The organism is Streptomyces sp. NBC_00670 (genome assembly GCF_036226765.1).
Taxonomy (GTDB): Bacteria; Actinomycetota; Actinomycetes; order Streptomycetales; family Streptomycetaceae; genus Streptomyces.
Window position 1 is genome coordinate 4565565 of record NZ_CP109017.1, and the last position, 12158, is coordinate 4577722.

Annotated in this window: 12 protein-coding genes; 4 read left to right on the forward strand and 8 right to left on the reverse strand. The window is 72.2% G+C overall.

Translation table 11 applies throughout. The annotated features are described in order from the left end of the window. Nucleotides 1–342: 342 nt before the first annotated feature. Both OIE12_RS20325 and OIE12_RS20330 read right to left on the reverse strand, forming a co-directional pair. The gene (locus OIE12_RS20325; protein ID WP_329137313.1) at nucleotides 343–1392 is read right to left on the reverse strand and encodes a BMP family lipoprotein; all 1050 of its coding nucleotides are present in this window, start codon (nucleotides 1390–1392) and stop codon (nucleotides 343–345) included. A gap of 273 nt (nucleotides 1393–1665) precedes the next feature. Beyond that, a complete protein-coding gene (locus OIE12_RS20330) occupies nucleotides 1666–3000 on the reverse strand; it encodes an MFS transporter (RefSeq protein ID WP_329137315.1) in 1335 nt (444 codons plus the stop codon). Nucleotides 3001–3066: 66 nt separating this feature from the next. Here OIE12_RS20330 and OIE12_RS20335 point away from each other — a divergent pair, with 66 nt between their 5' ends. Beyond that, the gene (locus OIE12_RS20335; protein WP_329137317.1) at nucleotides 3067–4041 is read left to right on the forward strand and encodes a LysR family transcriptional regulator; all 975 of its coding nucleotides are present in this window, start codon (nucleotides 3067–3069) and stop codon (nucleotides 4039–4041) included. 22 nt (nucleotides 4042–4063) lie between these two features. Here the strand turns inward: OIE12_RS20335 and OIE12_RS20340 are convergent, their stop codons facing one another. Then, nucleotides 4064–4825, reverse strand: coding sequence for an alpha/beta hydrolase (locus OIE12_RS20340; protein ID WP_329137319.1), 762 nt, complete (start codon nucleotides 4823–4825; stop codon nucleotides 4064–4066). Nucleotides 4826–4938: 113 nt separating this feature from the next. On the opposite strand from OIE12_RS20340, the gene OIE12_RS20345 reads away from it, so the two are divergent. Continuing rightward, nucleotides 4939–6054: an adenosine deaminase gene (locus OIE12_RS20345; RefSeq protein ID WP_329137321.1), complete on the forward strand. Its 1116-nt coding sequence runs from the start codon at nucleotides 4939–4941 to the stop codon at nucleotides 6052–6054. 177 nt (nucleotides 6055–6231) lie between these two features. Further along, a complete protein-coding gene (locus OIE12_RS20350; protein ID WP_030382642.1) occupies nucleotides 6232–6591 on the forward strand; it encodes a hypothetical protein in 360 nt (119 codons plus the stop codon). Between the two features lie 164 nt (nucleotides 6592–6755). Here the strand turns inward: OIE12_RS20350 and OIE12_RS20355 are convergent, their stop codons facing one another. The 5 genes from OIE12_RS20355 to afsQ1 all read right to left on the reverse strand — a co-directional run bounded on the left by OIE12_RS20355 (nucleotide 6756) and on the right by afsQ1 (nucleotide 10942). Continuing rightward, nucleotides 6756–6956: a PspC domain-containing protein gene (locus OIE12_RS20355; protein WP_030382643.1), complete on the reverse strand. Its 201-nt coding sequence runs from the start codon at nucleotides 6954–6956 to the stop codon at nucleotides 6756–6758. Nucleotides 6957–7075: 119 nt separating this feature from the next. Further along, on the reverse strand, nucleotides 7076–7657 hold the full coding sequence (locus tag OIE12_RS20360) for a VanZ family protein (protein WP_329137325.1): 582 nt from the start codon (nucleotides 7655–7657) through the stop codon (nucleotides 7076–7078). Between the two features lie 260 nt (nucleotides 7658–7917). Continuing rightward, a complete protein-coding gene (locus tag OIE12_RS20365; protein WP_329137327.1) occupies nucleotides 7918–8577 on the reverse strand; it encodes a hypothetical protein in 660 nt (219 codons plus the stop codon). Further along, nucleotides 8574–10211: a HAMP domain-containing sensor histidine kinase gene (locus OIE12_RS20370; RefSeq protein WP_329142092.1), complete on the reverse strand. Its 1638-nt coding sequence runs from the start codon at nucleotides 10209–10211 to the stop codon at nucleotides 8574–8576. Before OIE12_RS20370 ends, OIE12_RS20365 begins: the two co-directional genes overlap by 4 nt. Before the next feature lie 53 nt (nucleotides 10212–10264). After that, nucleotides 10265–10942: a two-component system response regulator AfsQ1 gene (afsQ1, locus tag OIE12_RS20375; RefSeq protein WP_033225464.1), complete on the reverse strand. Its 678-nt coding sequence runs from the start codon at nucleotides 10940–10942 to the stop codon at nucleotides 10265–10267. Between the two features lie 259 nt (nucleotides 10943–11201). Here afsQ1 and OIE12_RS20380 point away from each other — a divergent pair, with 259 nt between their 5' ends. Beyond that, nucleotides 11202–11921, forward strand: a complete 720-nt coding sequence (locus OIE12_RS20380) for a SigE family RNA polymerase sigma factor (RefSeq protein WP_329137331.1) — start codon at nucleotides 11202–11204, stop codon at nucleotides 11919–11921. Nucleotides 11922–12158: the final 237 nt, after the last annotated feature.

Below are 12158 nucleotides of genomic sequence, written 5' to 3' on the forward strand. Positions count from 1 at the left end.
TTGGAAAAGGGGCCGATCTACGCGCGTAGCGCCCCTGCCTTAAATAGTGCTCGGGTACATGTCGGTTTCGCTGCGGAATCCTGCTGTCGCAGTCTGTTTCCGTAGCGATCCCGACCGTTCCCGAGCATTGTGCCGCGTGAACGGCGGTGCGGGTCGGCCCATCCTCCCCGCACTCCGTTGTGCGGCGGTAACGCTGCCATTGCGGCGTCGCGCTGACCATGGTCCCGGCGGACCGTGTGATGACGTCGTGGCCGGGACGTCGTCGCGTCGTGACCCCCGGCCGGGGCCCGGCAGTGCGCTGCCGGACCCCGCTGTGTGCCAGGCCGTCGGCCCGTCAGTGGGTCAGGACGTCTTGACCTTGATCGAGCCGTCCTTGATGCCCTGCTCGGCCTTGTCGAGGGCGGCCTGCAGGTCCTTGTCGTTCTTGAAGACCGGGTTGGAGTCGGCCAGGCCCACGCCGCCGTTCTCCAGCGAGCCGCGGATCTCGCCGCTCTGCGGCTTCTTGTCCTTGATGACCGACTTGGCGAGGTCGTACACCGCGCCCTGCACGTTCTTGAGCGCGGAGGTCAGGATGTACTTCTTGTACTTCGCCAGCGCCGACTGGTTGTACTGGTCGGAGTCGACACCGATCGCCCACACCTTGTGCGAGGCGGCGGCCTTGATGACGCCCTGACCGGACAGACCGGCCGCGTGGTAGACGACGTCCGCACCGGCGTCGATCTGGCCTTCGGCCGCGCTCTGGCCCTTGTCGGGGCTGGAGAAGCCGCCCTCGGCCGCGGTCTCCGTCAGGTACTGCGACTTGACCTTGACCTTGGGGTTGGTGTCCTTGACGCCCTGCTCGAAGCCGGCCTCGAACTTGTGGATCAGCGGAACGTCCACGCCGCCGATGAAGCCGACGGTGTTCGACTTGGTGGTCTTCGCGGCGGTGACACCGGCGAGGTAGGAGGACTGCTCCTCGTGGAAGACCAGGTCCGCGACGTTGTCCGCCTTGATGGTGTTGTCGTCGACGATGCCGAAGGACACCTTGGGGTACTTCTTGGCGGCTTCCTTGACGGCGGGCGCGTAGGCGAAGCCGACGCCGATCACCGGGTTGTAGCCCTCCTTGGCCAGCTGCTCCAGCCGCTGGACCTTGTCCGCGTCGGACTCGCCGTCCTGGGGCTCGATGGCCTTGGAGCCGGTGCCGAAGTCCTTGGCGGCCTTCTCCATGCCGGCGGTGGCGGCGTCGTTGAACGACTGGTCGCCCTTGCCGCCGACGTCGTACGCGAGGGCGACGCCCTTGCTCTTGCCGCCGCTGCCGGCGGACTCACTGGACGAACTGCCGCAGGCGGACGCCGTGACGGCGAGGGCTGCGGTCGCGGCGGTCGCGATCGCGATTCGGGACACCCGGCGCATGGAACGAGACTCCTTTGTGCACGCGCCCCTACCAGGCGCTGGTTCCGCCGCAGCGTAACGCGCGTAGACGAGCCGGAAAAACCCTTCTGTCCGGTCCGTTACCGAGCTGTGCCGTGGGAGGGGCTCTGGGGCGCCTGATAGCTCGGGGTGCGCGAGATCTTCAGGGGCGCGGGGAACTGCGCAATCTTTTGGGGGTCCGGGGGCTTACCCCCGGGGACGGGAAGGGTAGGGGCGGCGGGGGCGGAAGAAGCCCTCGCCGCCACCCCGTCGCGCTTACGCCATCCGGGCCGCGGCCGTACGGCGGGCCGCACGCGTCCCGGCGAGGGTGATCGCCGCGACGCCCGCCAGCGCGAGGAGGCCGAGGGACACCGTCCCCGCCCACCCCGTCGCGTGGTAGGCCGTCGCCCCCAGCGTGGCCCCCACGCTGGAGCCGATGTAATACCCCGACTGATACAGCGCCTGCGCCTGCGCCCGCCCGTGCGTCGCCGTCCGGCTCACCGCCGAGGACGCCACCGCATGCCCCGCGAAGAACCCCGCGGTGATCAGCACCAGCCCCAGCAGCACCGGCACCAGCGAATCCGCCAGCGACAGCAGCAGCCCCGCCGCCGTCGTGCCACCGGCCAGGTACAGCGCCCCGCGCCGGCCGAGCCGCCCCACCAGCCGCCCCGCCGTGGACGCCGAGACCGTACCCACCAGGTACACCAGGAAGATCGAGCCGATGACGCCCTGCGGCAGCGAGAACGGCGCGTCGGTCAGCCGGTAGCCGATCACCGTGTAGACCCCGCCGAAGACCGTCATGAACAGCGCGCCGATCGCGTACAGCCGGCGCAGCAGCGGGTTGGACAGGTGGTCGCGGAGCGCGCCGAGCAGCACGCGCGGCCGCAGCGAGCCCGCCGTGAAGTGGGCCGGCGCCGGCAGCAGCAGCCGGAACGCCACCGCGCACACCACCGCCACGACGCCGATCGTGCCGACGGCCACCCGCCAGCCGAACAGCTGCGCGACCCAACCGGTGATCAGCCGGCCGCTCATCCCGCCGACGCTGTTGCCCGCCACGAACAGCCCGATCGCCGTCACCAGCGCCTTGGGCCGCACCTCCTCGGCCAGGTACGCCGTCGCCGACGCGGGCAGTCCGGCCAGGGCCGCGCCCTGCACGGCGCGCAGCGCCACCAACGCGCCGATCGACGGCGCGAACGGCACCAGCAGTCCCACGGTGACCGCGACCGCGAGTGAGCCGGTCATGACCGTGCGCCGCCCGTACCGCTCCGACAGCGCGCTCATCGGCAGCACGAACAGCGCCAGACCGCCGGTCGCGGCCGCCACCGTCCAGCTCGCCGCACCCGCCGTCACCGCCAGGTCGTCGGAGATCAGCGGGAGCAGGGCCTGCGTGGAGTAGAGCAGGGCGAAGGTCGCGACGCCCGCGAGGAAGAGCGCGAGACTCATTCGCCGGTAGCCGGGACCGCCCGGGGTCAGCCGGGAGTCGGCGGCGGACGCGGAGTCGGACGCGGAGTCGGGCATGGTGTCGGAGGGCAGGGCGGGGGCATCGGCTGCGGCGTCGGCGGGGGCGTCGGCGCTCACCCTGGTGAGCGCCCCGGTATCGGCGGGAGACATGCCTCGAACGTACGGATCACTCCGCTCATCCGTCCAATGCATGAAACCGCCATAATCGTTCCTGTGATGCATGAGCAGAGGTCGCAGCCGTACCTGTCACCGTCCGGTGACACAAGTGACATGGAAGACATCGTCGCGGCACTCGCCCCGCGCCTCGCGTACTTCGCCGGTGTCGCCCGTACCGAGCACGTCACGCGGGCCGCGCGCGAGATGCGGGTGCCGCAGTCGACGCTGTCCCGGGCCATGGTCCGGCTCGAACAGGACCTCGGCGTCGACCTGTTCGCCCGCCGCGGCCGCACCGTCGCCCTCACCCCGGCCGGCCGCACCTTCCTGCGCTCCGTCGAACGCGCGCTCGCCGAGATCGGCCGGGCCGCCGAGGAGGTGCGCGCGGACGCCGACCCGGCCGCCGGCAAGGTCGCCTTCGGCTTCCTGCACACCATGGGCTCCGAGACCGTCCCGGGGCTGATCCGCGCCTTCCGCGCCGACCATCCCCGGGTCCGCTTCAGCCTGGTGCAGAACTACGGCGAGGCCATGCTGGAGCGGCTGCGCGCGGGCGAGCTGGACCTCTGTCTGACCTCGCCCGTGCCGGACGCCCCCGACCTCGTCGGACGGCGGCTCGACGAGCAGAAGCTGCGCCTCGTCGTCCCGGCCGACCACCGCCTCGCCGGACGCCGTCGGGTGCGGCTCGCCGAGGCCGCCGACGAGGCGTTCGTGACCCTGGAGCCCGGCTACGGACTGCGCCGCATCACCGACGACGTCTGCCGCGCGGCCGGGTTCGTCCCGCGCGTCGCCTTCGAGGGCGAGGAGGCGGAGACCCTGCGCGGGCTGGTCGCGGCCGGGCTCGGCGTCGCGCTGCTGCCGCCGCCGGCCGTGCCGCGCCCCGGGGTCGTCGAGCTGACCGTCACCGCGCCGCGCGCGGTGCGCGAGATCGGCGTGGCCTGGATGGAGGGCCACCCGGACACCCCGCCGGTGGCCGCGTTCAAACGGTTCCTGCTCTCCCGCCGCGGAAAGCTGCTCTCCACCGCCCCGGACGGCCTCTGAGCCGCGAAGCCGGGGGCGACCGTCACCCCCGGCGCGTCTGCCCGAACCCCGCCGCCAGCGGCATCCGCAGCCCCAGCGGCGGGGGCGCCGCCAGCGCGTCCTGCACCGGACGGGAGAACGGCCGCCCGAACAGCGCCCCCCGTACGAAGTCCTCGGCCAGCGCGTGCACTTCGGACCGGTACTGGTGCAGCCCGTGACCGTCGGAGTGCACCTCGAACCGGCACACGTCCCGGTTGGCCTTCTTCGCCCGCGCCGCCAGCCGGAAGGACAGCTCCGGATCGGTACGCCGGTCACTGGTGCCGTGCACGATCAGCACCCGGCGCCCGACGAGCTGCTTCACCGGTTCGGGTGGCACCGCCACGTCCTCCTCCGGCAGCCAGGGGGCCACGGCGACCACGGAGTTGACGGCCGCGTGCCCGCCCGCGTGCAGCGCCGCCCGGCCGCCCATGCCGAGGCCGAGGAGACAGACGGAGACGTCCCCGTACCGCCGTAACACCTCCTCCACGGCCCAGGAGGCGTCCCGGGAGAGGTGCGCCTCGCTGCCGTTCCAGCCGCGGTAGCGGTAGTGCACCGCGTGCACCGCCAGACCGTCCTCCCGGCCCGCACGGGTCAGCCGGCGCGCGAGCGCGCGCACCCCGGCGGCCGACCTCAGCGCGGACGGCCTGCGCTCGGAGTCCTCCTGGCCGTCCGGGAGCAGCAGCACCACACCGCTCACCGCTCTCGCCTCCGGACCGAGCGCCCTCCCCAGCCGGGCCCGGCGAACCGCCGTCGCTTGCTGTGCCATGACAGAACATTCTCAGAAGTCGTGGTGTACGCCATCCGTCCGCGCGATCACTGTTACGTATCGACGAGTTGCCTCCCTCTGGTGTCTACGCGCGTAGGGGCTATGGTGCGGCAATGACGAGCCAGCACGAGCACACCCCCAGCTCCGATCAGATCCGCCGCGCGCCCAAGGTCCTGCTGCACGACCACCTCGACGGCGGACTGCGCCCCGGCACCGTCGCCGAACTCGCCCGCGCCACCGGCTACTCCGGTCTCCCGGAGACCGACGCCGACAAGCTCGGCCTCTGGTTCCGCGAGGCCGCCGACTCCGGGTCCCTGGAGCGGTACCTGGAGACCTTCTCGCACACCGTCGGCGTGATGCAGACCCGCCAGGCGCTGGTACGGGTCGCCGCCGAGTGCGCGGAGGACCTCGCCGAGGACGGCGTCGTCTACGCCGAGGTGCGCTACGCCCCCGAACAGCACCTCGAGGCCGGGCTCACCCTGGAGGAGGTCGTCGAGGCCGTCAACGAGGGGTTCCGCGAGGGCGAGCGGCGCGCCCGGGAGAACGGCCACCGCATCCGCGTCGGCGCCCTGCTGACCGCGATGCGGCACGCGGCCCGCTCCCTGGAGATCGCCGAGCTCGCCAACCGCTACCGCGACCAGGGCGTCGTCGGCTTCGACATCGCGGGCGCGGAGGCCGGCCACCCGCCCACCCGGCACCTGGACGCCTTCGAGTACCTGAAGCGGGAGAACAACCACTTCACGATCCACGCCGGCGAGGCCTTCGGGCTTCCCTCGATCTGGCAGGCGTTGCAGTGGTGCGGCGCCGACCGCCTCGGACACGGCGTGCGCATCATCGACGACATCGAGGTGCACGACGACGGCTCGGTGACGCTCGGCCGGCTCGCCGCCTACGTCCGCGACAAGCGCGTACCGCTGGAGCTGTGCCCGAGCTCCAACCTCCAGACCGGGGCCGCCGCCTCGTACGCCGAGCACCCCATCGGGCTGCTGCGCCGGCTGCACTTCCGCGCGACGGTCAACACCGACAACCGGCTGATGTCGGGGACCAGCATGAGCCGCGAATTCGAGCACCTTGTCGACGCGTTCGGTTATACGCTCGACGATCTGCAATGGTTCTCGGTCAATGCTATGAAGTCAGCATTCATTCCTTTCGATGAACGGTTGGCGATGATCAATGACGTGATCAAGCCGCGTTACGCCGAGTTGAAGTCCGAATGGCTGTTCCAGTAGGGATGTCTTGACCTGCGATTTCTCTGAGGTCGGGAGACGGAAAGTGATTTTCGGCAGTGTCTGCCTCCATGAATTCTTCACCCTCCTGGTGTGAAGGGATGTTTGCGGCGGGTGGTTCCCCGTGTTTACGGTCGGGGACCGCTCATCCCCGTCAACGCATTCAAGGACGCATTCACTATGAAGCAGTCTGCTGCCAAGACCCTCGGTGTCGCCGCCCTCGGTGCCGCCTTCGCCGCCGCGGGCGCGGGTGCCGCGAACGCGGCCCCGGCCGTACCGGACGTCACCTCGGGCCTGGACACCGTCACCCACGCGCTGCCGGCGGACGGCGTCGCCAAGACGCTGCCCGGCGCGGGTGAGGCGCTCGGTCAGGGGCAGGGCGCGCTCGGCCGCACCCTGGAGGCCGCGGAGCCGGCCGCGCAGCACGCGCTCCCCGGTGGTCAGGACGGCAGCGGGCCGCTCGGCGGGCTGCTGGGCGGCCTGCCGGTGCAGGGTCTGCCGACCCACGGCCTGCCGGTGAACGGGATCCCGCTGGGCTGACGTCCTCGGCGCCGCGCCGCACACCGTACGACGTCGGTGGGCGCCCTCTGTCCGGAGGGCGCCCACCGACGTCTCCGTGTGTTCGGGGCGACGGCTCGGCGGGCGGGCGGACCGGGCGGACCGGGTGGGCCGGGTGGGTCACCGGCTCGGGTGGACCGGGGCGGTCACCAGGCCGAGGCCGTCTTGTGCTCCGAGGGCAGCAGGATCCACAGGGCTATGTAGAGCAGGAACTGCGGGCCCGGTAGCAGGCACGAGACCAGGAAGATCACGCGCATCGTCGTCGCGGAGGTACCGAAGCGGCGGGCCAGGGCCGCGCACACTCCGCCGATCATCCGTCCGTTGGTGGGGCGGGCCAGGGTGGTCATGGAGGGCTCCTTCGCATCGCGTCACACAGCGTGGGTGGGGCGGACCGCTGTCACTGCTGGTGAGCGGTTCGCCGTCGTGAAATCCACGCTACGCGGACGAAGCGGGCGCTGTCGTCACTCTAAGGAGCCACTTCGACCCTGGGAATCGTCGGGGTCCGACCCTGAGAGGGTTCGGGTGCCGGCTCCTCCCCGGGGAGGGCGGCGCCGTACCCGCCCTCGGCCCGGCGGCGGAGCCGGGCGCGGGCCGCGGGGACGACGGCGAGGTGGGCCAGGGCCACGCCGGTCGTGTTGAGCAGCAGGCAGTCGACGTCCACGACCTGGCCGGGGACGCCGGTCTGAGCGAGCGTGATGGCGAGGGAGAGGAGGGCGCCGGCGGCGGTGGTGCGGATGAGTGAGGCGAGGGGGGAGGCGTGCAGGCGGGCGTGCACGGCGGGGAGGAGGACGCCGAGGGGGGCGAGCAGGGCGAGCCCTGCCGTGATCCTGCGAGCCGCTTCCGCGGGGGGGAGGGCGAGGTCGGCCCTGATGCCGGCGAAGGGGCGGAGGTTGGCGGGGCTGACCCAGGGGACGTCCAGGGGGCGGAGGGTGAGCCAGGCGACGAGGGTGAGGTGGGCGACGAGGAGGGCGACGCCTGTCGCGCGGAGGCGCGGGGTGGGGTTGACGCGGGGCGTCGTGTTGTCGCGGGTGGGGCCTTGTCGCTGCACGACTGCGTAGACGCGGGGGGTGGGGGGATCGGTTCCGGGGGGTTTTGTTCGCCCCCGCCGCCCCTACCCGTCCCATCCTCAACCTGGGGGCTCCGCCCCCAGGCCCCCGGAGGGGGAGGGGGAGTGGGGTGGGTGCAGGTGTGGGTGGGTTGTGGCTGGGCGCGCTCGCGCGGCGGAGCCGCATGTGTCACGGCCCCGCGCCTTCGGCGGGGCCTGCGTGGCCCCGCCGCTGCTGCGAGAGCGCGGGGCCGTCGCTCCGGTTACGGAGTCCCGACCGGCTTGGGGTTCGGGGGTTCCGTCGACGGGTGGGTGCGTAGGGCTGTCGTGCAGGTGTAGCGGTTCAGGGGGGTCGGGGCGGGGCCGCCCAGGATGACCGTGCCGTCGTCCGCCGCCGTGGCCTCCGAGTCGGCGAACGTGCAGATGACCTGGGCCAGCTCGGCGGGGGACAGGCGTTGCGGGCGGACGCTCAGACGGAACGTGTTCTCCGGGTCGCGGCGGTCCGGGCCGCTGACCCGCAGCGCCTGCCGCACGTCCGTCGAGTAGCCCGCCTCCGACTCCGCCGCTGACGGCTTCGCCGCGAGTTCGTCGAGGAGGCCCTGTGCCACCAGGACCCGCCGCTCCGCCTCGGCCGTGCCGTCGGGTATCCGCACCGAGCGGTCCACCGCCACCAGCTGGCCCGAGCACAGGAGGAACGCCTGTACGGGTATGCCGGGGCCGGCCGTGGCCGTGCTCTCCGCCGCCGGCAGCGAGCACGGCAGCCGCGAGGGCGCCGGGCCGAAGTCGGTCGGCACCTGGGTGGAGCGGATGCCGCAGCCGGCCAGCACCGCCGCCAGCAGGGGGAGGAGGACCGCCCCCGCGGCCCTCCGCTGCCGCCGCCGCTGGTGCCGCTGCCGGGACGCGCCCGGTTCGTGCCGCCTCATCGGCCCTCTCCCTCGGTGCCCGCGGCTCCCTCGGCGTCGTCCTCGCGCCCGCCGTCGTCGAGGAGCGAGGAGGCGTCCCGGGGCAGGCGCAGCGTGAACACCGCGCCGCCCTCCGGCGAGTTGGCCGCGGTGATCTCGCCGCGGTGGATGTGCGCGTTCTCCATGGCGATGGACAGCCCGAGCCCGCTGCCGTCGGAGCGCGGGCGGGAGGCGCTCGCCTTGTAGAAGCGGTCGAAGACGTGCGGCAGGACTTCCTCGGGGATGCCGGGCCCGTGGTCCCGCACCCGGATCAGCAGGTCGGCGCCGTCCACGCGGACCGCGACCCGTACCGGCGAACCGCCGTGCTTGAGCGCGTTGCCGATCAGGTTGGCGAGGATGACGTCCAGGCGGCGCGGGTCGAGGTTGGCCATGATGCCGCGCTCGGCGTCCAGTTCGACGGCGTCGAGCCAGGCGCGGGCGTCGATGCACGCGGTGATCTGGTCGGCGATGTCCACGTCGTCCAGGACGAGCCGGGCGGTGCCCGCGTCGAAGCGGGTGACCTCCATCAGGTTCTCGACCAGGTCGTTCAGTCGCCGGGTCTCGCTGACGACGAGCCGTACGGCCGGCTCGATCATCGGGTCGACGCTGCCGGTCTCGGCGTCGAGCTCCTCCTCCAGCACCTCCGTCACCGCCGTGATCGCGGTCAGCGGGGTGCGCAGTTCGTGCGACATGTCGGCGACGAACCGGCGGGAGGCCTCCTCGCGGGAGCTCATGTCCGCGACCTTCTTCTCCAGCGCCTCCGCCGTCTGGTTGAACGTCCGTGACAGCTCGGCCAGTTCGTCGGTGCCGGAGACCCGCAGCCGGGTGTCGAGCTTGCCCTCGCCGAGCCGGCGCGCGGCGATGCCGAGCCGGTGCACCGGCTTGAGCACCGTCGTCGCGGCCGCCTGCGCCAGCAGCGCGGCGCCGACCAGGGCCAGCGCGGTGGCGATGCCGAGCGACCAGGCCAGCGAGTTGAGGTCCTTGGCCTCCGGCTCCAGGGACTTGAGCATGTAGCCGGTCGGCCCGCCGTCGGCCACCCGGGCGCCGCCGACGAGATACGGCCGGCCGTCCTCGTCGATCCGCTGCCAGTACAGGTGGTACGAGGCCTTCTTGCCCGAGGAGTCGGGCTGCTGACGGCCCACCGCCTTGCGCAGCGAGGCCGGCACGTCCTCCAGGGTGAAGGAGCCGAGGTCCGAGTTGCCGGTGACGGTGCGACCGTCGGAGTCCTCGGCGACGAGCAGCACGCTGAAGCGCTGGCTGCTGTCGGCCATCTGCCCCGCGGTGTGCTGGAGTTGCTCCTGGGTGGGATGCGTGGGCAGGGCGCTCGCCCTGTTCTGCATCTCCTGCTGGAAGTCGCGCAGTACGGCGTCCTGGGCGCGGGTGAGCACGGCCTCGCGGTTGAGCCAGTACGCGATCCCGGACGCCGAGACGGCGGCGGTCAGCGCGACCAGGCCGAACACGACGACCAGACGCAGCCGGAGGCTGGTCAGCCGGATCCGCGACCACACGCTCCGCCGGCGCCCCGCGGACCATCCCCGGAGACCCCCCTGGGCCTCGTCGACGACCGAAGCACCCGTGGTCCCCGACGTCCCCTCGGCGCCCTCCGCCCCCTCGATGTCCTCGTCCCCTTGCTGCGCTGCGGACTTCCCTGTCACCTGAGCCACTTCTGTCACTGAGGCGCGTCCAGCCGGTAACCCACGCCACGCACCGTACGGATGAGCGTCGGGGACGACGGCACGTCCTCGACCTTGGCGCGCAGCCGCTGCACACACGCGTCCACGAGCCGGGAGTCGCCCAGGTAGTCGTGCTCCCACACGAGCCGCAGCAACTGCTGCCGGGACAGCGCCTGTCCGGGCCGCCGGCTCAGTTCGAGCAGCAACCGCAGTTCCGTCGGCGTCAGTTGCAGATCCTCGCCGTTCTTGGTGACCGTCATCGCCGAGCGGTCGATCACCAGGGAACCGAACGTCGCCGAGTCGCTGGACTCGCGTTCGCCGCGGCGCAGCACCGCGCGGATCCGGGCGTCGAGCACCCGGCCCTGCACGGGTTTGACGACGTAGTCGTCGGCGCCGGACTCCAGTCCGACCACCACGTCGATGTCGTCGTTGCGCGCGGTGAGCAGGATGATCGGCAACTGGTCGGTGCGCCGCACGCGGCGGCACACCTCGAAGCCGTCGATGCCGGGCAGCATCACATCCAGCACGATCAGGTCCGGCCGCTGCTCGCGCAGCAGTTTCAGACCGTCCTCACCGGTGGCAGCAGTGGCCACCCGGTGGCCCTGGCGCGTCAAAGAGAGCTCCAGGGCCGTACGGATGGCGTCGTCGTCCTCGATCAGCAACAGGGAAGGCACGATGGCCATTCTGGCCCATGGCGCCGACAGGTCGCGACTGTTGGGGTGCTCCCACACATCTCCCCCCTACGGGAACCGTCCGCGGGGCCGGCCGCGTGGCCGCCCGACTCTGCTCCGTGACGGATGTTCCGCCACGCCGCCCACCCCTGTGACAGCTCTGTGACAGTCGGCGGACACGGCGATGAAGTGGCCCCGGCAAGCTTTTCGACATCGAACGAGCACGACGCAGGTCCGGTTACTCCACGACGGGGGGCGCGAGATGAACACGCTGCACGGCACCATGACAAGCGCGGTTGTCACGCGGCTCCACGACGTCAACCGGGCCACGGTCCGCGGCCGTGGACGTCAGCACGCCGCCGCCTGGATGACGGTGGTCGACGGCCGCACGGGGGACAGCGCCACCACGGGGGCGGAGGGAACCGCGTACGGGGAGGCCCAGGGGGAGCGACGGTCCGCGGCGGAGGCGGAGTTCACCGCCTACGTCGAGGAGCGCCGCGCCTCCCTGTACGCGACCGCCTACCACCTCACCGGTGACCGCTTCGAGGCCGAGGACCTGCTGCAGAGCGCGCTGTTCTCGACGTACCGGGCCTGGGACCGGATCACCGACAAGGCGGCGGTCGGGGGTTACCTCCGCCGCACCATGACCAATCTGCACATCAGCGCGTGGCGCCGCCGCAAGCTGAACGAGTACCCGACCGAGGAACTGCCGGAGACCGCCGGCGACACGGACGCGATGCGCGGCACCGAGCTGCGCGCCGTCCTGTGGCAGGCGCTCGCCCGGCTGCCGGAACTCCAGCGCACCATGCTGGTCCTGCGCTACTACGAGGGGCGCACGGACCCGGAGATCGCGGACATCCTCGGCATCAGCGTCGGCACGGTGAAGTCCAGCATCTGGCGGTCGCTCCGCCGGCTGCGCGAGGACGAGGTCCTCAGCTTCGGCCGTGACGAGGAGGAGTCCTTCGGCGAGCTCGTCGCCTGACAGCGAGCACCGGCCGGAGGCCCACGGGGGATCACGGGGGCCACGGGGGCCACGGGGGAAAGTACGGGGGATCACGGGGGACGGGACGGTACCGGGGGGCTCCACGGGGGACACGTGGGAGCGGTACCGGAGATCCCGAGGGAGGGGACAACGGGGAACGGGGGGAACGGGGAAACGGGGGACCACGGGGGAAACACAGGAGCGGGGCCGGGGCCGGGGGGTCTCCCGGCCCCGCTC

Bases quoted from the DNA above. Each gene is read 5' to 3' on its own strand.
- OIE12_RS20340 (WP_329137319.1), bottom strand. From the start codon at position 4,825: ATGGCACAGCAAGCGACGGCGGTTCGCCGGGCCCGGCTGGGGAGGGCG.
- OIE12_RS20345 (WP_329137321.1), top strand. From the start codon at position 4,939: ATGACGAGCCAGCACGAGCACACCCCCAGCTCCGATCAGATCCGCCGC.
- OIE12_RS20380 (WP_329137331.1), top strand. From the start codon at position 11,202: ATGAACACGCTGCACGGCACCATGACAAGCGCGGTTGTCACGCGGCTC.
- OIE12_RS20350 (WP_030382642.1), top strand. From the start codon at position 6,232: ATGAAGCAGTCTGCTGCCAAGACCCTCGGTGTCGCCGCCCTCGGTGCC.
- OIE12_RS20335 (WP_329137317.1), top strand. From the start codon at position 3,067: ATGCATGAGCAGAGGTCGCAGCCGTACCTGTCACCGTCCGGTGACACA.
- OIE12_RS20325 (WP_329137313.1), bottom strand. From the start codon at position 1,392: ATGCGCCGGGTGTCCCGAATCGCGATCGCGACCGCCGCGACCGCAGCC.
- OIE12_RS20365 (WP_329137327.1), bottom strand. From the start codon at position 8,577: ATGAGGCGGCACGAACCGGGCGCGTCCCGGCAGCGGCACCAGCGGCGG.
- OIE12_RS20330 (WP_329137315.1), bottom strand. From the start codon at position 3,000: ATGTCTCCCGCCGATACCGGGGCGCTCACCAGGGTGAGCGCCGACGCC.
- OIE12_RS20355 (WP_030382643.1), bottom strand. From the start codon at position 6,956: ATGACCACCCTGGCCCGCCCCACCAACGGACGGATGATCGGCGGAGTG.